The organism is Actinoplanes sp. NPDC000266 (assembly GCF_042899005.1).
Lineage (GTDB): Bacteria > Actinomycetota > Actinomycetes > Mycobacteriales > Micromonosporaceae > Actinoplanes.
This window is the reverse complement of record NZ_JBIAZI010000004.1, coordinates 172,251-191,653: the sequence shown is the minus strand read 5'-3', so window position 1 is coordinate 191,653 and position 19,403 is coordinate 172,251. Positions and strand designations below refer to the sequence as shown.

Below are 19,403 nucleotides of genomic sequence, written 5' to 3'. Positions count from 1 at the left end.
CGGGCCGCGTACCGCGGCCCGGCAGGCTGCCGTGCTGCTGTTCCTGGCCGGCCTGCTGGCCCTGGTCGGCATCGCGGGCAACGGCGGCGAACCGTCCCGGCTCGTGCTGGTCGCTGTGTGCGATGTCGTGCTCGGCGTCGTGGGCTTCACCGTGCCCTGGGACCGGCTGCGCCCCGAGGCGCCGGCCTGGCTGGGCCTGGCCTCCTTCGCCGTCCTCGGCCTGTCGACCTGGTCGTTCGGCGGGGTCGCGGCCGGCACCGGCCCGTTCCTGGTGCTGCTCTACACCTGGGCCGGCCTGCACTTCCCGCGGTGGATCCTGCTCGCCTACGTGTCGCCGGCCGGCGTGGCGTACATCCTGCCCCTGATCCTGACCCAACGGCCGCCCGAGGTGCTCAACAGCGCGTTCGTGCTGCTGCCGATCGCCGTGGCCGTCGCCCTGCTCGTCGAGGCGCAGGCCCGCCACCTGCGCGAGGACCGGGAACGGCTGGCCCGGGTCGAGGCCTGGCAGTCGGCCATGATGAGCACCCTGGCCCACGACGTCCGCTCGCCGCTGGCCACCGTGCAGTTCGCGCTGGAGGAGCTCGGCGAGAACGCCTCCGGCGGCGAGCGGCGGATGGTCGACGCCGCCCTGCGGCAGACCGCCCGGATCCGCCGCCTGGCCGACGGGCTGCTCGACATGCAGCGCATCGACAGCTCCGGGCACCTGCGCCTCGACCGGCGGCCGACCGGCGCCGCCGCGCTCCTGCGCGACGCGGTGTCGTACACCAGCGGCAAGGACGTCGTGATCGAGGCCGACGAGGGCCTTCTGATCTACGTCGACCCGGAGCGTTTCGAGCAGATCGTCGTCAACCTGGTCGGCAACGCACTGCGCTACGGACGGCCACCCGTGGTCGTCGGGCTCAGTCGCCGGGGCGCCACCGATCGGCTGGAGATCCGCGACCACGGCCCCGGCATCCCCGAGAGCCTGCGGCCGCATCTGTTCGGCCGCTTCGCCGTCGGCGGCCCCGACGGCGTCGGGCTCGGCCTGTGGATCGTGCGCAGCCTGACCGAGGCCCACGGCGGCCTGGTGGTGGCCGAGGCCCGCGACCCCGGCGTGGCCATGGTGGTCACCTTCCCCGCGCCTCAGGTGTGAGGGTCGCGCACCATGCCGTTCTCGATCAGGAAATGGGCCTGCTTGACCCTGGTCAGCTGGGGGACCGTCTCGACGCTGTGTATGCCGTCGATGGCGGCCACCTCGGTGGTCAGATAGCGGTAGAGGGCGGCGGCGTCGCGGCAGCGGGCGGCCGCCATCAGGTTGGCCGAGCCGGAGACGGCGGCCGCGAACGACAGCTGGTGGTGGTCGGCCAGCCGGGCCCCGACCGCAGCCAGGTGGGCCGGCGCGATCGTGAACCACAGGTTGGCCGAGGCCAGGATGCCGATCGCCGTGTCGGCCACGTCGAGGTCGAAGAAGATGGCGCCGTTGCCGGTCAGGACGGCCACCCGCTGCGCGACCTGGCGCTGGGTCCAGCCGGTGGCCGCGGCCAGCGAGGCCCAGCTGGCCCGCCCGTCGCGGGCCAGCGCGTCGAGCAGCGGCTGATCGGCCGGCTCGACCCGCGCGTCCGAGTCCAGCGGCGCGGCGTGACCCAGCACGGTCGCGCCCTCGATCAGGGCGGCCTGCTGATCGGGCCCGAGCTCGTGGCCGGTGGCGACCCAGTCGACCTCGCCCCGGCCGGCGAAGCGGTGCAGGATCTGGTGCGCGCTGAAGGTGAGCACGTTGGACGCGCGGGGCAGGTGGTGCAGCAGTCCGCCCTGCCCGGCCGAGACGACGGCCGAACAGGTGATCTCGGCGCCGCCGGCGCCGATGCTGATCCAGGCCGTGTCGCCCCGCCGGGCCAGGGCGTCGGCCAGCCCCGGGGCCGTGCCGGGGCGGCAGCCGATGCGCAACGTCCAGTACGTCGTGCCGGGCATCTTCGACGGGTCGGGACGGGCCAGCACCCGGACGATGCCGGCGCCGCGCATCCGCTGATAGCGCCGGGCCACCGTCTGCTCGGAGACGCCGATCACCGCGGCGACGCGGGCGAACGGGGCGCGCGGCGAGAGGTGCAGCGCGTGGAGGATCTGCCGGTCGATGTGGTCCAGCACGCGGGACTCGGTCGCCACCCGGCCATTCTATGGCGGCGCCCTATGGGGGCTGTCAGTCCCCACGTCGAGGGATGGGGCCGGATGATCTCCGCGCCTAGGGTCGGGATCACCCGGTTTGCCCCTGCCGATGGGAGCCCGCCCCATGTCTGTCTTCCGCGCGTCCAACAACAACCCGTCGAAGCCGCGCGACCCGTACCAGATCAACCAGAGCACGGGCATCCCGGACGGGCCGACCGAGAAGCTGTCCGCGGAGAAGAAGCCGAAGCCGCGCCGCAACTGGGCTCTCCTGGTGGTGGCCGGCCTCGCGCTGTTCGCGCTGAACGTGGCCGCGGTCGCGGTCTTCGTCGCCTGGCGCTCCTCGCAGGCGGCGCGCGCGGTCGTCGAGCATCCGCCGGCGGCGCCGGCCCCGGCCGGCGAGAGCTACGACGTGACGTACGCCCAAGAGCCCTTGAAAGTGCAGGTGGGCTGCTCGGCCGTACTCTTCCTCGATCTTGACGAGCCCCGGTCGAACGCCGAGGAGAAGGCGAGCGATCTGCGGTACGACAGTCGCTGCGGCACCAGCGTGCCCAACCTGACGCTCGGGCCGGGCGCGACCGCCGGCGCCCAGGTGCAGGGCTCCGACACCGACGCCGCCGGCTGCGACCGCGCCATCCGCACGGCCCCGCTCGGCCCGGGCGCCACCGTGGCCGTCCGCAAGGGCGCCGTGCTCTGCGTGCTGACCGCCGGCACGCCGGCCAAGATGGCGCTGGTGGAGATCACGGAGGTCGGCACCACCGGCACGGCGGGCATGCGGGCCACCTCGTGGCGAGTCGGGGGCTGACGACCTGACAGAATGGCGGGTGGTCCTGACAGCTTGATGAGGAGAGCATCCCGTGATCCGTACGCACAACGCCGGCACCCTTCGCGCGAGCGACGCCGGCTCGACGGTGACCCTCGCCGGGTGGGTGGCCCGCCGGCGCGACCACGGCGGTGTCATCTTCGTCGATCTCCGGGACGCCTCCGGCGTGGTCCAGGTGGTCTTCCGCGAGGAGGACGCGCACGCGCTGCGCAACGAGTTCTGCGTGCTGGTCGTCGGCGAGGTGTCGGCCCGTCCCGAGGGCAACGCCAACCCCGAGCTGGCCACCGGCGAGATCGAGGTCGTCGCCTCCCAGCTGACCGTCCTGTCCGAGGCGGCCCCGCTGCCGCTGCCGGTCGACGACACGATCACCGCCTCCGACGACCTGCGCCTCAAATACCGCTACCTCGACCTGCGCCGTTCCGGCCCGGCCCAGGCGCTGCGGCTGCGCAGCCGGGCCAACCAGATCGCCCGCGAGGTGCTGCACGCCCGCGACTTCAACGAGATCGAGACGCCGACCCTGACCCGGTCGACGCCCGAGGGCGCGCGTGACTTCCTGGTTCCGGTACGCCTGCAGCCCGGCACCTGGTATGCCCTGCCCCAGTCCCCGCAGCTGTTCAAGCAGTTGCTGATGGTGGCCGGCATGGAGCGGTACTACCAGATCGCGCGCTGCTACCGCGACGAGGACTTCCGGGCCGACCGGCAGCCCGAGTTCACCCAGCTCGACATCGAGATGTCCTTCGTGACCCAGGAGGACATCATCGAGCTGGGCGAGGAGATCGTCTCCCGGCTGTGGGGCGAACTGGCCGACTACCAGGTGCAGCTGCCGATCCCGCGGATCACCTGGACCGACGCGATGAACCGCTACGGTTCCGACAAGCCCGACCTGCGGTACGGGGTCGAGCTGGTCGAGCTGACCTCTTACCTGCAGGGAACTGAGTTCCGCGTCTTCGCGGGCGCGATCGCTGCCGGTGGTTACGTCGGCGCGGTCGTGATGCCGGGTGGCGCCTCCCAGACCCGCAAGGAGCTCGACGGCTGGCAGGACTGGGCGAAGGCCCGCGGTGCTCGCGGTCTCGCCTACGTGGTGCTGGACGCCGAGACGGGCGAGGCTCGGGGACCTGTCGCGAAAAATCTGTCATCTTCGCATTTGTCCGGCTTGGCCGACGCGGTGGGCGCGAAGCCCGGTGACGCGATCTTCTTCGCGGCCGCCAATGAGCGCCGCGAGGCGCAGGAGCTGCTCGGCGCGGCCCGCATCGAGATCGCCAAGCGTTCCGGCCTGATCGACGAGTCGGCCTGGGCGTTCTGCTGGGTCGTCGACGCGCCGATGTTCGAGAAGACCGACGAGGGCGGCTGGACCGCGGTCCACCACCCCTTCACCTCGCCCAACGACGAGTGGATCGACCGCTTCGAGGAGGCGCCCGACCAGGCCCTCGCGTACGCGTACGACATCGTCGTCAACGGCAACGAGATCGGCGGCGGCAGCGTCCGTATCCACCGGGCCGACGTGCAGAGCCGGGTCTTCGACCTGCTCGGCATCACGCCCGAGGAGGCGCAGGACAAGTTCGGCTTCCTGCTCGAGGCGTTCAAGTACGGCCCCCCGCCGCACGCCGGCATCGCGCTCGGCTGGGACCGCACCTGCATGCTGCTGTCCGGCAACGACTCGATCCGCGAGGTCATCGCGTTCCCCAAGACCCGGGGCGGCTACGACCCGCTGACCACCGCGCCCACGCCGATCACCGCGCAGCAGCGCCTCGAGGCCGGCATCGACGCCAAGCCGAAGCCGGCGGCCGGCACGCCGGGGACCGACGGGCAGGCGGCTCCGGTGGAGCGCTCGAACTGACCTTGCCAGCCTTGTCAGCCGAGGAGATCTGAGGTAGTTCCGTCCTATGAGCACATTGATCGTCGGAGCCTCGGGATATCTCGGCAGTGAGGTCGTGCGGCAGGCCCGGGCCGCCGGGCACGCGGTGGTGGGCACGGCCACCACCGCGGCCGGCGGTCACGTGCCGGTCGACGTCACCGACCGCAAGGCGGTGCACGCGGTCGTCACCGCGGTGCTGCCCCGCCTGGTCGTCAACTGCGTCGGGCACGCGAGCGACTGGCGGGTGCTTGCCGACGGCGGCGCCGCCGTGGCCGCCGAGGCGGCCGCGATCGGGGCCCGCATCGTGCACGTGTCCACCGACGCGCTGCACGCGGGCCGCCCGGCCTGGTACACCGAGGCGGACGCGCCCACGCCGGTCTCGCAGTACGGCTCGGCCAAGGCGGCGGCCGAGACGGCGGTGGCCGCGATCTCGCCGGCCGCCGTGATCGTGCGGACCTCCCTGATCGCCGGCACCGACGAGAGCAAGCACGTGCGGTTCGCGCTCGACGTGACCGAGGGCCGCGCGCGGGGCACGATGTTCTCCGACGAGATCCGCTGCCCGGTCCACGTGTCCGACCTGGCGGCGGCCATCCTGGAACTGGCCGACTCCCGCTTCAGCGGCGTCATCAATGTGGCCGGCCCCGAGGCCATCTCCCGCGCCGACTTCGGCCGGCTGGTCGCCCGCACCCACAACCTCGACGAGTCCGCGGTCCCGGCCGGCCTCAGCACCGAGGCGGGCATGGGCCCCCGCCCCCTCGACGTCAAGCTCGACACGTCCCTGGCCCGCTCCATCCTCCGTACGCGCCTGAGGCCCGTCTCCGAGTTTCGCTGACCCCCGGGTGCTGTGACACTGGGTTCATGGAGCCGAGGATCGTGGAGCTGGGCGAACAGCCGTACGTCGGTCGCCGTGAGTCGATCACGATGACCGAGTTCGCGCGGGTCGCCGACCACCTGCCCGGCATGCTGGCCCGACTCGCCGAGCGGGGAGTGCCGGTCGCGGGCGCGCCGTTCTTCCGCTACCGGGTGATCGACATGTCGGCCGACCTGGTGGTCGAGGCCGGTATCCCGATCTCGGCGCCGGTCGAGATCGCCGCGCCGATGTTCGTCGAGACGCTGCCGGCCGGCCGCTACGCCACCCTCACCCACGTCGGACACCCCGACGAGCTGATGGGCATCACCGCCCGGCTCCTCGGCTGGGCCCAGGACCGCGGACTGGCCTGGGACATGCAGCCCACCCCGACCGGCGAGGTGTGGGGCTGCCGGCTCGAGATGATGATGACCGACCCGTCCAAGGAACCGGACATGCACAAGTGGGAGACGGTCCTGCTGTTCAAACTGGCCGCATGATGGGCGTGTGCCCGACGAGATCGAGAAACTGACCGAGGCGCTCGGCCCGGCCTGGCGGCGGCGGACCCGCGGCGAGCACCGCTGGCCGGCGGCGGCCGCGATCGCCGTGATGATCGTGCTCCAGTGGACGCTGCCGGCTCGGCTGACCCTCGGCCCGCACTGGCTGCTCCCGGCGGTCGAGCTGACCATCGGCGTCGTCCTGTTCGCGGCCGATCCGGGCCGCATCCACCGCGACACCCCCGCCCTGCGGACGCTGAGCCTCAGCCTGATCGCGGTGGCCAGCCTCGGCACCGCCTCCTCGGTGGCAATGCTGGTGCACGCCATCGTCACCGGCCGCGACACCGGCTCGGCGGCGCAGCTGCTGGCCGGCGGCAGCGCCATCTACCTGATCAACGTGCTGACCTTCGCCGTCTGGTTCTGGGAGCTCGACCGCGGTGGCCCGGCGAGGCGGGCGCACGGCACCGATCCGTACCCGGACCTGCTCTTTCCCCCGATGACCGCACCCGACATGGTGGCCAAGGACTGGGAGCCGCGGTTCCTCGACTACTTCTACGTCGCCTTCACCAACGCGACCGCGTTCAGCCCGACCGACACCCTGCCGCTGACCCGCTGGGCGAAAGCGGCCATGGCCCTCGAGTCGGCGATCGCGCTCGTGACGGCGGCGCTGGTCATCGCCCGCGCGGTGAATGTCCTATGAGTTTGGTGAGCGGCGTCACCGGGGTATCTGCATGTCAGCGCTCTCACCCCCCGGAGGAAATAGACATGCTTGCCATCGCCGCCGCCGTCGTTTTCGGCATCTGGTTCCTTCTCGACCTGCTCAAGACCGACCTCGGCGCCCCCAATCTGTTCAACTTCCCCACCATGGCGTCGCTCGGCCTGATGCTGCTCGCGCTCTACCTGGCCGGCGTGGGCTCGGGCCCGCGCGCCGGCTCCGGCTCCGGCAGCGGCCGCCGCTTCTACGGCCGTCGCCCCGGCCGCGGCTGATCCCCCGGCACCGGCCCGTGGCAGCGCGTTTCGGACGCGCGGCCAGGGGCCGGTACTGTCTTTCCCGATGGAAATGGACGGGCTTTTCTCCCTGGGGTCGCCGCCGCCGTCGCCGTCGAACGACGCGCTGACCCCTCCGGCTGACGACTCGCCGCTGCCGGTGCGGATGCGCCCGGCGAACCTCGACGAGCTGGTCGGCCAGGGACATCTGCTCGCGCCCGGCGCCCCGCTGCGTCAGCTGGTCACCGGGGCCAGCCCCATGTCGGTGATCCTGTGGGGCCCGCCCGGCACCGGCAAGACCACCATCGCCCACCTGGTCGCCGGGGCCACGAACCGCAAGTTCGTCGCCATGTCGGCGCTGACCGCCGGCGTCAAGGACGTCCGCGCGGTGATCGACACGGCCCGCCGCGAACGCCGCTCGGGCGGCCCGCCGACGGTGCTGTTCATCGACGAGGTCCACCGCTTCAGCAAGACCCAGCAGGATTCGCTGCTGGCCGCGGTCGAGGACCGGACGGTCACGCTCTTGGCGGCCACGACCGAAAATCCGTACTTCTCGGTCATCTCGCCCCTGCTTTCCCGCTGTGTGCTGCTGACCCTCCAGGCGCTGGACGACGACGACGTCCGCGGCCTGCTCCGCCGAGCCGTGACGGACACGAGAGGGCTGGGCGGTTCGGTCACGCTGAGTGCCGAGGCCGAGGACCATTTCGTACGTCTCGCGTCCGGCGACGTCCGCAAGGCGCTCACGGCACTGGAGGCGGCGGCCGGCTCGGCCACGGCCCAGCAGGTCACCGAGATCGACCTGGCCATGGCCGAGAAGGCGGTCGACGTGGCGGCGGTCCGCTACGACCGCGACGGCGACGCGCACTACGACATCACGAGCGCGTTCATCAAGAGCATGAGGGGCAGCGACCCCGACGCGGCCCTGCACTGGCTGGCCCGGATGCTGGTGGCGGGGGAGGACCCGCGTTTCATCGCGAGGCGCATCGTCATCTTCGCCAGCGAGGACGTAGGAATGGCCGACCCGCAGGCCCTGCTGGTGGCGACGGCGGCGGCGCAGGCGGTGCAGACGATCGGGCTGCCGGAGTGCCAGCTGAACCTGGCCCAGGCGGTGGTGCACATGGCCACGGCCCCGAAGTCGAACGCGGTGACGACAGCGATCGGCGAGGCGATGGCGGACGTCCGGTCGGGCCGGGGAGGGGCGGTACCCACGCACCTGCGGGACGCCCACTACCCGGGGGCGCGGGGGTTGGGGCACGGGCGGGGCTACCGCTATCCCCACGACGACAGCCGGGGCGTGGTCACGCAGCAGTACGTGCCCGACGACCTGCTGGAAGCCGAGTACTACCGCCCGACCGACCACGGCGCCGAACGAGCAGTCAACGACCGGGTCCCCAAGCTCCGCCGCATCGTCCGGGGCTTGGCCGCTCCCCGCCCGACCGCGCCACCCGCGCCCGCGCCCGTCGCCCCTGCGCCCACGACTGCGCCTGTCGCGCCTGTCGCCCCTGCGCCCGGACCTGCCGCGCCCGCGTCCGCCGCGCCTGCGCCCGCGTCTCCCGCTCCCGCGTCTCCCGCTCCCGCGTCTCCCGCTCCCGCGCCTGCGGCCGCGCCTGCCGCGTCGGCGCCCGCGTCGCCGGCGCCTGCGGCCGCGTCGCCCGCGCCAGCCGGGCCCGTTGAGGCGGCGCCGGCTATCTCCACACCTTCCGGCGCGCCCGTGGAGGGCGGGACCCTCTCGGATGTCGCGGAGCTTGGCGGCGAGCCGGCCCCATCTGAGGCGGAGGGTGCTGAGCCGGCTACCGGTGGTACTCGGAAGGGCGGAGCCAAAGCTCAGGGGAGCCGCTCTCGGCGGGCACGGTCGGCGGCTGCCGCTGGTGCGGTTGTGACGGATTCCTCCGGGGTGAGCGGTTCCGGTGGCGGTGACGGGGTCGGAGCTGCGGATACGCCGGCGGCTGGACCTTCGGGGGGCCGGGTCCGCCGCGCGGCGGGTGGTGCGAAGGCCGAATCTGGGGCACGCTCGTCGGCGACCATCGCGGATCAGACGCCGGCCGGCGGAAGCGACGCCGAGGGCAGCTTGCACACAGGCGGCCCTGGTACCTTCTCCGATCCGGGAGCAAAGGCCGATCCGGGATCGAAGGCCATGGACGGCCGGGGAGACGACAGCGGCGCAGCCGCCGGAGAGGAACGACCGTGACACCGCGCGGTGCCGAACGGCCCGACGACGCTGACCTGGGCAACGAGCAGGCCGGCGGGCGCAAGGGCCGCCGGTTCGGACGAGGCCGCCCGGAGCCGGCCGAGCCCGAGGTCGTGGAGCAGGAAGAGACCGGCTGGCTGGACGACCTGCGCACGGCCAAGCAGCAGCGCTCCGCGATCGGCCCCGGCACCTTGGCCGGAGAAACCAGATACAGCAAATCCGGACGTGTCGCCCCCGGCCCCGACGACGAGCCCGACAGCCGGGCCCTGCCCGGCCTCGACCACGCCGACGACGACTCCACCCCCGGCCCGAGCCACCCGGCCGCCGCCCGCGGCGGCCCCGCCCCCGCTCCCGGGCGCGCCGCACCCTCAGGCCCCGCGACCCCTCCCGGCCGTGGCGCAGCTTCCGGCCCCGTGACCCCTCCCGGTCGTGGCGCGGCTTCCGGCCCTGCCACTGCTCCCGGTCGTGGCGCAGCCTCAGGCCCCGTGACCCCTCCCGGTCGTGGCGCGGCTTCCGGACCTGTCGCCGCTCCCGGCCGCGCCGTCGCGAATCCTGGCGGCCCTCAGGGCGCGGGTCGTGGCGCCGCGCTTCCGAACGGTCCTGGCCGCGCTACGCCCCCTCCGGCTGGTCCGGTGGCCGGCGGCCCCGGCCGTCCGGGCGCCGGCCCGAACGTTGCCGGGCAGAGCGGCCCGATTCCCGGTGGGCCCAACGCCGGAGGAACGGCGGGCCGTCAGGGTGGTCCCGGTCGTCCGGGCGCCGGTCCGAACGTTGCCGGGCAGAGCGGCCCGATTCCCGGTGGGCCCAATGTCGCAGGGCCGGCGGCCCGCCAGGGTGGCGCCGGCCGGGCACAGAGCGGGCCGATCCCAGGTGACGCGGTTCCCGGTGGGCCCAACGCGGCCGGACCGGCCGGGCGCCAGCTGCCGCCCGGGCCCCGCCAGCCGGGTCAGCCCGGTTCGACGGGCCGGGCGCAGAGCGGGCAGATTCCCGGTCAGTTCCCACCCGGGCGGATAACTCCTGGGCAGATTCCTCCAGGTCAGGTGCCGCCCGGTCCGGTTTCACCCGGCCAAGCTCCGGGCCAGCCGGCTCTGGGCGAGGGCGCAACCGGGCGGTTCCGCCCCGGGCAAGGCGTTCCCGGGCAGGCGGCGCCCGGCCATGCTCCGGGCCAGGCGGCTCCGGGCGAGGGCGCATCGGGGCGGTTCCGTCCGGGACAGAGCGTTCCCGGGCAGGTGGCGCCCGCTCAAGGTGCGCCCGGACGCGGCTCTGCCGGCCAAGGGGCTCCCGGCCAAGGTGTTCCGGGGCGCGGCGCGCCCGGTCAAGCGACGCCGGGCCGTGCGGTGCCGGGCCGGGCCATTCCCGGGCAGGCGGGGCCTGGGCGTGCGATGCCGGGCCAACCTGGTCAAGGTCAGGGCGGCCCCGGGCAGCACGGTCAAGGCCAGGGCGCCGCGGGTCAAGGGCAGCACGGTCAAGGCCAGGGCGCCGCGGGTCAAGGGCAGCACGGTCAAGGTGTTCCGGGGCAGACCATTCCGGGACAGCCGGGTTCGGGTGCGGGTGTGCCGGCCGGGCGGGGTGCCGCTTCTGTCGGCGGGACCGGGCGTGGTGGGCCGCAGCAGCCGTTCGGGGGTCCGGGGCGGCGTGGTGAGGCCGATCCGGGGACCTACGGCGTCGACGGGATGACGTCGGGGCCGATCGCTACGGGGTCGCCGGCCACTCCGCTGTCCGGTAATGCTCCGGAGATTCCCTCCGTGCGTCCTGTGTCGCCGGCTTCTCGGCCTACTTCTTCGCCGCCCGTTCGCGGGCGTGATCGCTTCCGGGCCGACGGGTCCGCGGCCGGCGGGCCCGGCAGCCCGGTGTCCGGTGTGCCCTCGTCCGGCTTCGGTGGTGCGGGTCATCCGGTTTCCGGGGTGCCCGCGTCCGGGTTCGGTGGTGCGGGCCGTCCTGTGTCCGGGGTTCCGGCGCCCGGGTTCGGTGGGCGCGGTCCTGAGGGCCGGCCCGGTGATCTGGGCTCGGCCGGTGCGGGGCGTCCGGTGTCCGGTGCGGCGTACGGCGGCTCCGGCCACGGCGCGGCCGGAGGAGAGCAACCGAGCGGGCGGCACGGTGCGCCGGGCGGTGCGGGCCCGGGCGGTGCGGGCCCGGGCGGTGCGGGCCCGGGCGGTGCGGGCCCGGGCGGTGCGGGCCCGGGCGGTCGCCACGGTGCGCCCGGTCCCGGTGACGACGGCCGTCGTTCCCGCGGTCGCGGGAATCCCGATGAGACGGGTGGCTTCGGCGCGTCCGCCGCGCCGCGTTCCCCGGCGCCCGGTGGCGCCGGCTTCGGCGGTCCTGGACATGCCGGGCCGGATGACGAAGATGGCATTCGCCGTGGGCAGGGTGGGCGAACCGGCGGCCGTGCGCTTCCGCCGCAGGCTCAGCGACCCGGTGGTCCCGACGCGGGCGGGCCGGGCACCGGGCCCGTGCGGGCGTCGGCCAGCGTCGCCCCGCCGGTGGTTCCGGGACGTGGCGGCGTGCGGACGCCGGCTGTTCCGGGGCGGGCCGGGGCCATGGCGGGCAACTCCGGAGTGGTTCAGCGTCCGGGTGAGGGTTCCGGTGGGGTCGGCCCTCGTGGTGGCCAGCGACCGGGCGGCTTCGGCACCGGCGCGGTTCCGGCCGGGCCGGTCTCCCCTGGGCAGCCGCGGCGGGCGCCGGGGCCGTTCGGCGATGACGAGCACGACTCCGGGCCGATTCCGGGGCGGCATGGGCAGGACGGCGACTTCGGTTCCGGGCCGATTCCCGGGGCGGGCGGCCGCCGTGGACAGGCCGGCGACGGTGATTTCGGCTCGGGGGCGCTTCCGGGGCGGCATGGACAGGGTGGCGACGGCGATTTCGGCTCGGGGCCCATTCCTGGAGCCGCGGGTCGTCACGGGCCGGAGGGGGACGACGACTTCGGGACCGGACGGCATGGCCGTCATGGGCAGGAGGACTTCGATCCGGAGGCTTCCGGTGAGCTTCCGCGTGGTCGTGGCATGTCGCCGGGGCGGAAACTCGGGCCGGGTGCCGGTTCCGCGTCCGTCGGCGGGCCGGCGACCGGCGCTGCCTCGGTAGGCGGCCCGGCGGCGGGCTCGGCTTCCGTTGGGGCGCGGGCCTCGGCGTCGGTGGGCGCTGCGTCGGTTGGGGCTGCTTCGGTTGGGGCTGCGTCGGTTGGGGCTGCGTCGGTTGGGGCTGCGTCGGTTGGGGCCGCGCGCGTGGGCGGCGGGCCTGCCGACGTGCGGGCCGGGGCTCCGGGCGTACATCAGACGGGTGAAGATGGAGCGCCGCAAGGCGCGAGAGTCAGTCCGGTTGTGGGGGCCCGGGCCGGCGCGGCCAAGGCCGAGGCGTCGGCGACCGTGCCGGCCGATGAGGACGGAGCCGGTGGTGCCGCCGGTGGGTTCCGGGAGAAGCTGCGGACTCAGCGGCGCCTTCGGGTCGTGACCCTGGTCTCCCTGGCCGCCGTCGTGCTTCTTGTGCTTCCCGCCTTCTTCGGTCTTCGGGCCGCCGGCAACGATCCGGTCTTCGGGTCGCTCAACTCGCTCGACGTGCCGGCCTGGGCGGCCGAGAAGGTGGACGACCAGAGCAGCGGCAGCCGCTGGTGCTTCATCGACTGCACCTTCCGGGAGCGCATCGCCCAGTCGGCCAAGCCCTTCGCGGAGACCACCCAGGCCTACACCGCCGCGCTGAGCGCCGCCGGATGGCAGCCCTGGAAGGTTGCCGAGTGCCCTGAGCAGCCCGTCGGCAAGGACGAGGGCACGTACAGCTGCTGGAAGCGAGACGAGTTCACTTTGGACCTGTGGGTCCGGCTTCCGGAGTGCCAGGTCGACCAGGTCGCCGCCCAGGATCCGGCCACCGTGCCGTCGGCCGGGACCGAGCCGGTCGATCCGAAGGACTGCGTCGGGTCCACGGTGAGCATCAAGGTGCAGAACGCCATCGCCGACACCCGGGGCGACCCCGAGGTGCAGGAGAGCCCGCTCGTGGGTGAAACGCCGGACCCCGTGCTGTCGGACGATCCGCTCTTGGAGCCGACACCCACGGCGTCGTGACGCGGCTCGCGGTCACGGACGGTAGGGTCTGCTCGTTGACTCGCCACCCGTGACCACGTAAGGGAGAAGCGCCTCATGGACGCCGGAGAAATCGCAGGCCTGATCGCGGCGGGCGCCTTCTTGATGCTCGTCATCGTGCTGGCCGTGCCGATCCTCAAGCTGGGCCGCACGGTCGACGCCGCCACCAGGGCGATCAATGACCTGACCGACCGGACGGGGCCGCTGCTGGGTGACGTCAATGACACGGTGCGTAACGTGAACTCGGCGCTCGGCCAGGTGCAGGTCTCTTTGGACGGTGTCAACGTCCAGCTGGCCAAGGTCGACACGATCACCGAGCACGCCGCGCACGTGACCGCCAATGTGGCCAACCTGTCCACGGTCGTCGCCGCGGCCGCCGCGAACCCGCTCGTCAAGGTGGCTTCTTTCGGGTACGGCCTGCGCAAGGCCGCCGCCGCGCGCCGCCGTGCCGACGAGGACCGCGCCGTGCGTACGGAACTCAAGACCCGCCGCAAAGCCAACCGCTGAAACCCACTCGGAGGAAGAAGCCATGAAGCGCCTGCTCTGGCTGGGCGTCGGCTTGGCCGTCGGCGCCATCGTCGTTCGCAAGCTCACGCAGAAGGCGAACGAGTACACCCCGTCCGGCATCGCCACCTCGCTGTCGCAATCCGCTGGCGGCCTGGTCGAGTCGATGCGTAGCTTCGTGGATGACGTCCGCGACGGCATGGCCGAGCGGGAGCAGCAGATCCACCAGGCTTTCGCCGAGGGTGAGCTGTACGAGGACGAGCCGGATGAGGCTCAGGAGGGGAACCGATGAAGACGGCGGAGATCAAGCGGCGCTATCTGGCGCATTTCGAGGCCAACGGGCACACGGTCGTGCCGAGTGCCCCGCTGCCGGCCATCGACGACCCGAACCTGCTGTTCATCAACGCCGGCATGGTCCAGTTCGTGCCGTACTTCCTGGGCCAGCAGACCCCCGCGTTCAAGCGCGCGGTCAGCGTCCAGAAGTGCATCCGGACGCCGGACATCGACGAGGTCGGCAAGACGTCCCGGCACGGCACGTTCTTCCAGATGAACGGCAACTTCTCGTTCGGCGACTACTTCAAAGAGGGCGCGATCAAGCTCGCCTGGGAGCTGTCGACGAAGTCGCAGGCCGAGGGCGGCTACGGGTTGGATCCCGAGCGGATCTGGCCGACGGTCTACCACGACGACGACGAGGCGTTCTCGCTGTGGAAGGCGATCGGCGTACCGGAAAGCCGCATCGTCCGCCGGGGCAAGAAGGACAACTACTGGTCGATGGGCATCCCGGGCCCGGCCGGCCCCTGCTCCGAGCTGTTCTACGACCGGGGTCCGGAGTACGGCAAGGACGGCGGCCCCGAGGTCGACGAGGACAGGTTCATGGAGTACTGGAACCTGGTCTTCATGCAGTACGAGATCACCGACGTGAAGTCGAAGACCGACTTCACGATCGTCTCCGAGCTGCCGAACAAGAACATCGACACCGGCATGGGCCTGGAGCGCATCGCCTCCATCCTCCAGGGCGTCGACAACCTGTACGAGATCGACGAGGTCCGGCCGATCCTGGCCCGGGCGGCGGAGATGACCGGCAAGCGGTACGGCGCGCATTCGGGTCACGTCGCGGGTGAGTCACACCCCGACGACGTACGCCTGCGGGTGATCGCGGACCACGTCCGTACGGCCCTGATGTTGATCGGCGATGGGGTGACCCCGTCGAACGAGGGCCGTGGCTACGTGCTGCGCCGCATCATGCGCCGCGCGATCCGGGCCATCCGCCTGCTGGGCTGGCAGGAGCGGGCGCTGACCGAGCTGCTGCCGATCGCGCGCGACTGCATGGCGCCGTCGTACCCCGAGCTCGAGAAGGACTTCGAGCGGATCTCCACGTACGCCTACGCGGAGGAGGACGCGTTCCTCTCCACCCTGCGTGCGGGCACCACGATCCTCGACACGGCGATCTCGGAGAGTAAGAAGTCCGGAAAGTCGGCTTTGTCGGGAGCGAAGGCCTTCCAGCTCCACGACACGTACGGCTTCCCGATCGATCTGACCCTGGAGATCGCTTCCGAACAGGGTCTGGACGTCGACCAGGACGGCTTCCGCCGGCTCATGGCCGACCAGCGGGCCCGCGCGAAGGCGGACGCGGCGGCGCGCAAGACCGGTCACGCCGACCTGTCGGCGTACCGGAACGCGCTCGACGCCGGCGGCCCGGTCGAGTTCACGGGTTACCAGGAGGTCTCCCGCGAGTCCCGGGTGCGCTCGATCATCGGCGGGGGCGGCTCGGTCGAGGTGGCCGGCGAGGGTGACTTCGTCGAGCTGGTCCTCGACACCACCCCGTTCTACGCCGAGGGCGGTGGCCAGCAGGCCGACACCGGCATCATCAACGTCGGCGGCGGGCGGGTCGAGGTCGTCGACGTGCAGCAGCCGATCCCCGGCCTCATCGTGCACAAGGCCAGGATCATCCAGGGCGAGGTCCGTACGGGCGAGACCGGCTTCGCCGAGATCGACGTGACCCGCCGCAAGGCGATCTCGCGCTCGCACACCGCGACCCACCTGGTCCACCAGACCATGCGGGCGTTCCTCGGCGAGTCGGCGACCCAGGCCGGATCGCTGAACGCGCCGGGCCGGCTGCGCTTCGACTTCAACACCCCCGGGGCCGTCTCGCCCGCGGTGCTGCACGACGTGGAACAGCAGGTGAACGAAGTCCTGCTGCGTGACCTCGAAGTTCACTGGTTCCTCACCTCCCAGGAGGAAGCGCGCCGGCTGGGCGCGATGGCGCTGTTCGGTGAGAAGTACGGCGATGAGGTCCGTGTGGTTGAAGTCGGCGACTACGCGCGTGAGCTCTGCGGCGGCACACACGTCGACCGCTCGGGCCAGCTGGGCCTGGTGAAGATCCTCAACGAGCAGTCGATCGGTTCGGGTGTACGCCGGGTGGAAGCGCTCGTGGGCATCGACGCGTTCGGCTTCCTGGCCAAGGAACACCTGCTGGTCTCGCGGCTCGCGGAGCTGTTCCGGGTGCCGGGCGACCAGGTCGCCGACCGGGTCGAGCAGACCGTGACGGCGCTGCGCGACGCCGAGAAGGAGCTCGAGAAGCTGCGGGCGCAGATGGTGCTGGGCGGGGCGGGGACGCTCGCGTCGCAGGCCAAGGACCTGCGCGGTGTGGCGTACGTCGGCACGGAGGCTCCCGAGGGTGCGGCCGGCAACGACGTGCGTACGCTGGCTCAGGAGATCCGCGGCAAGATCGACGCGGCTCGTCCCGCGGTCGTCGCGGTGGCGGCCCGCGCGAACGGCAAGGCGTCGCTGATCGTGGCGGTGAACAGCGCGGCCAAGGGCCGTGGCCTGTCGGCGGCCGATCTGGTCAAGGGTGCGCTCTCCGGCCGGGGCGGCGGAAACGCCGACCTCGCGCAGGGTGGCGGCCTCCCGGCCGACCAGGTTCCGGCGCTGCTCGCGGCCGTGGAGAAGGCGGTGGGAGACACCGCTTCGTAGTCGACAATTACGGGGAGTGGTCAGGTGAGCGCGCTGTCGCGGGGTAGGCGGCTGGGCGTCGATGTCGGTAAGGTGCGCGTCGGGGTCGCGATCAGCGACCCTGACGGGATCCTGGCCACCCCCCTGGTCACGGTGCCCCGTGACATGGGCGCGGCAGACGATGCCGTGCCCGCTGACATTGCTGAGCTTGTCCGCCTCGTGGGGGAACACGAGGTGGTGCAGATCGTGGTGGGGCTCCCGGTTCGCCTGAACGGGGCCGAGGGACCTGCCGCCATCGACATTCGTGCGTACGCTGGGCGACTGGTGGAGGCGGTCGGTAGTGTGCCGGTCGTCCTGGCGGACGAGAGGATGTCGACCGTGGTCGCGACCCGCAGGCTCGCCGAGCGAGGCGTGCGTGGCAAACGGCAGCGGGCGGTTGTCGACCAGGCGGCCGCGGTGGAGATCCTGCAGGGCTGGCTGGACGCTCAGCGGAGGCAGAGATGATCGACGAGCTGGACCTCGCGTTCGACGAGAACGCCGAGAAAGGGAGACCCCGGCATCGCCGTGGCTCCCGCGGCGGGAAGAAAAGCGGCGGTAAGTCCGGAGTCGCGTTCCTGATGGCCTTCGTCCTGCTCGCCGTCCTCGGTGGCGGCGTCTGGTTCGGCTACACCAAGGTCAAGGACTTCTTCGTCGCCGCCGACTACGACGGCGCCGGCGGGGCCGCGGTGCAGGTCACCATCGCCAAGAGCGCGACGCTGACCGAGATCGGCAACACGCTCGTCGACTCGGACGTGGTCAAGAGCACCAAGGCCTTCGTGAACGAGGCGGATGCGAACCCCAAGGGCAAGAACATCCAGTCGGGCACGTACAACCTGAAGAAGCAGATGTCGGCCAAGAACGCGGTCACGCTGCTGCTCGACCCCAAGTCGCGTGTGTCCAACGGCGTCACCATCCCCGAGGGCAAGACCGCCAACCAGGTGTACGACATCCTGGCCAAGGCGTCCGGCAAAAAGGTCGAGGACTTCAAGGAAGCGGCCAAGGATCCCGAGGCGCTCGGCGTGGCCGACTTCTGGTTCAACCGCAGCAACAACAGCAAGGCGACGAAGTCGATCGAGGGCTTCCTGTTCCCCGACACGTACGAGTTCGACCCCAAGGCGAGCGCCGCCGACATGCTGACGACCATGGTCAGCCACTTCAACACGGTGGCCGAGGAGACCGGCTTCGTCGACAAATCGCAGAGCGCGCGGAACCTGACGCCGAACGAGGTGCTGACGGTGGCGTCGCTGGCGCAGGCCGAAGCGGGCAACAAGGACGACCTCGGCAAGGTGGCCCGGGTGGCGTACAACCGCCTCTACGTCGGCACGCCCGAGATCGCCTGCGGATGCCTCGAGTTCGACGTCGGCATCAACTACTACTACCAGCTCACCGGCAAGCCGACGAAACCGTCCGGCAAGATGACGACGGCCGAGCTGAACGACCCGAAGAACCCGTACCGGCTGCACGGCAAGAAGGGCCTGACCCCGACGCCGATCAACAACCCGGGCAAGGCGGCCATGGAAGCGGCGCTGAACCCGCCCAAGGGCGACTGGTTCTTCTTCGTGGCGATCGACAAGCAGGGGCATTCGGCCTTCGCGAAGACGTACGCCGAGCACAACAAGAACATCGAGAAGGCCAAGAGGGCCGGCGTGCTCTAGGGTCGTTAGCCGTGCAACAAACACGCCGGGCCGCCGTCTGCGGCAAGCCGATCGCCCACTCGCTCTCGCCGGTCATCCACACGGCCGGCTTCGAGGCGGCGGGGCTGACATCCTGGCGGTACACGTCGTTCGAGGTCGACGAGCTCGGGCTGCCCGAGCTCGTCGCGTCCCTGGGCCCGGAATGGGCGGGGCTCTCGCTGACGATGCCCCTGAAGGAGACGGCTCTCCGCCTGGCGGCGGAGGCCTCATCGCTTGCGGTGGCGACGGGTGCGGCCAACACGCTCGTACGGCGTGAGGACGGCTCCTGGTTCGCCGACAACACCGACGCCACGGGGATGATCCGGGTGCTCCGCGAGGCGGGCGCCACCGCGCCCGGGTCGCTGACGGTCCTCGGAGGCGGGGGCACGGCCCGGGCGGCGCTGGCCGCGGCGGCCTCGCTCGGGGTGCCCGAGGTGGCGGTGGTGACCCGCCGTCCGTCCGCTCAGCTCGAACTGGCCCCGGCGGCGGACGCCCTGGGGGTCCGGCTGGTCGGTCATCCCTGGGAGGACGCGGCGGCGACGCTGACGGCGGACGCGGTGATCTCGACGGTCCCCAAGGGCGCGGCCGACCACTTGGCGATCGAGGCGGAATGGCGGCCGGGCACGGTGCTGTTCGACGCGATCTACGACCCGTGGCCGACGCCGCTGGCGGCCTCGGCCCAGGCTCGCGGCCTCGCGGTCATCTCCGGGCTCGACCTGCTGCTGGCCCAGGCGCTGAGCCAGTTCGAGCAGTTCACGGGGGTCAACCCGGCGCCCGAGGGGGCCATGCGGACCGCCCTGTTCACGGCGGCCTCCGCCCGCTGAGGGCCGGTGTGCCG

16 protein-coding genes and 1 pseudogene are annotated in these 19,403 nt (G+C 72.3%); 16 read left to right on the top strand and 1 reads right to left on the bottom strand.

What is annotated here, in order from left to right; genetic code table 11:
- Nucleotides 1–31: 31 nt before the first annotated feature.
- Nucleotides 32–1,132 carry a sensor histidine kinase gene (locus ACFY36_RS17355; protein ID WP_499746975.1) on the top strand — a complete coding sequence of 367 codons (1,101 nt, stop codon included), beginning with the start codon at nt 32–34 and terminating at the stop codon, nt 1,130–1,132.
- Here the strand turns inward: ACFY36_RS17355 and ACFY36_RS17350 are convergent.
- Entirely contained in the window at nt 1,123–2,139 is a 1,017-nt protein-coding gene (locus ACFY36_RS17350) for an Lrp/AsnC family transcriptional regulator (RefSeq protein WP_499746974.1), read from the bottom strand. The genes ACFY36_RS17355 and ACFY36_RS17350 overlap by 10 nt on opposite strands.
- A 124-nt stretch (nt 2,140–2,263) precedes the next feature.
- On the opposite strand from ACFY36_RS17350, the gene ACFY36_RS17345 reads away from it, so the two are divergent.
- The 15 genes and pseudogenes from ACFY36_RS17345 to ACFY36_RS17275 all read left to right on the top strand — a co-directional run bounded on the left by ACFY36_RS17345 (nt 2,264) and on the right by ACFY36_RS17275 (nt 19,389).
- On the top strand, nt 2,264–2,941 hold the full coding sequence (locus ACFY36_RS17345; protein ID WP_499746973.1) for a hypothetical protein: 678 nt from the start codon (nt 2,264–2,266) through the stop codon (nt 2,939–2,941).
- Between the two features lie 52 nt (nt 2,942–2,993).
- A complete protein-coding gene (gene aspS / locus ACFY36_RS17340) occupies nt 2,994–4,796 on the top strand; it encodes an aspartate--tRNA ligase (protein WP_499746972.1) in 1,803 nt (600 codons plus the stop codon).
- 46 nt (nt 4,797–4,842) lie between these two features.
- The gene (locus tag ACFY36_RS17335) at nt 4,843–5,646 is read left to right on the top strand and encodes an SDR family oxidoreductase (protein WP_499746971.1); all 804 of its coding nucleotides are present in this window, start codon (nt 4,843–4,845) and stop codon (nt 5,644–5,646) included.
- Between the two features lie 26 nt (nt 5,647–5,672).
- The gene (locus tag ACFY36_RS17330; protein ID WP_499746970.1) at nt 5,673–6,161 is read left to right on the top strand and encodes a GyrI-like domain-containing protein; all 489 of its coding nucleotides are present in this window, start codon (nt 5,673–5,675) and stop codon (nt 6,159–6,161) included.
- A 7-nt stretch (nt 6,162–6,168) separates the two neighbouring features.
- Nucleotides 6,169–6,858, top strand: a complete 690-nt coding sequence (locus ACFY36_RS17325) for a hypothetical protein (protein WP_499746969.1) — start codon at nt 6,169–6,171, stop codon at nt 6,856–6,858.
- Nucleotides 6,859–6,923: 65 nt separating this feature from the next.
- Nucleotides 6,924–7,145, top strand: coding sequence for a hypothetical protein (locus tag ACFY36_RS17320; RefSeq protein WP_097324529.1), 222 nt, complete (start codon nt 6,924–6,926; stop codon nt 7,143–7,145).
- Nucleotides 7,146–7,212: 67 nt separating this feature from the next.
- Nucleotides 7,213–8,587: pseudogene (locus ACFY36_RS17315) on the top strand (replication-associated recombination protein A); the annotation flags it as partial.
- Nucleotides 8,588–10,575: 1,988 nt separating this feature from the next.
- The gene (locus ACFY36_RS17310; RefSeq protein ID WP_499746968.1) at nt 10,576–11,007 is read left to right on the top strand and encodes a hypothetical protein; all 432 of its coding nucleotides are present in this window, start codon (nt 10,576–10,578) and stop codon (nt 11,005–11,007) included.
- 1,637 nt (nt 11,008–12,644) lie between these two features.
- Complete coding sequence (locus tag ACFY36_RS17305; RefSeq protein ID WP_499746967.1) at nt 12,645–13,379, top strand: hypothetical protein; 735 nt, start codon at nt 12,645–12,647, stop codon at nt 13,377–13,379.
- A 75-nt stretch (nt 13,380–13,454) separates the two neighbouring features.
- A complete protein-coding gene (locus ACFY36_RS17300) occupies nt 13,455–13,904 on the top strand; it encodes a DUF948 domain-containing protein (protein WP_097324541.1) in 450 nt (149 codons plus the stop codon).
- Nucleotides 13,905–13,926: 22 nt separating this feature from the next.
- Nucleotides 13,927–14,193, top strand: coding sequence for a hypothetical protein (locus ACFY36_RS17295; protein ID WP_360239354.1), 267 nt, complete (start codon nt 13,927–13,929; stop codon nt 14,191–14,193).
- Nucleotides 14,190–16,874 (top strand): alanine--tRNA ligase, encoded by a 2,685-nt coding sequence (gene alaS / locus ACFY36_RS17290; RefSeq protein WP_499746966.1) that lies wholly within the window; start codon nt 14,190–14,192, stop codon nt 16,872–16,874. The genes ACFY36_RS17295 and alaS overlap by 4 nt, the downstream gene beginning before the upstream one ends.
- 24 nt (nt 16,875–16,898) lie before the next feature.
- A complete protein-coding gene (gene ruvX, locus ACFY36_RS17285) occupies nt 16,899–17,357 on the top strand; it encodes a Holliday junction resolvase RuvX (protein WP_360239348.1) in 459 nt (152 codons plus the stop codon).
- Nucleotides 17,354–18,547: an endolytic transglycosylase MltG gene (gene mltG / locus ACFY36_RS17280; RefSeq protein WP_499746965.1), complete on the top strand. Its 1,194-nt coding sequence runs from the start codon at nt 17,354–17,356 to the stop codon at nt 18,545–18,547. The genes ruvX and mltG overlap by 4 nt, the downstream gene beginning before the upstream one ends.
- A gap of 11 nt (nt 18,548–18,558) precedes the next feature.
- Nucleotides 18,559–19,389 carry a shikimate dehydrogenase gene (locus ACFY36_RS17275; RefSeq protein WP_499746964.1) on the top strand — a complete coding sequence of 277 codons (831 nt, stop codon included), beginning with the start codon at nt 18,559–18,561 and terminating at the stop codon, nt 19,387–19,389.
- The last annotated feature ends 14 nt before the right edge of the window (nt 19,390–19,403 follow it).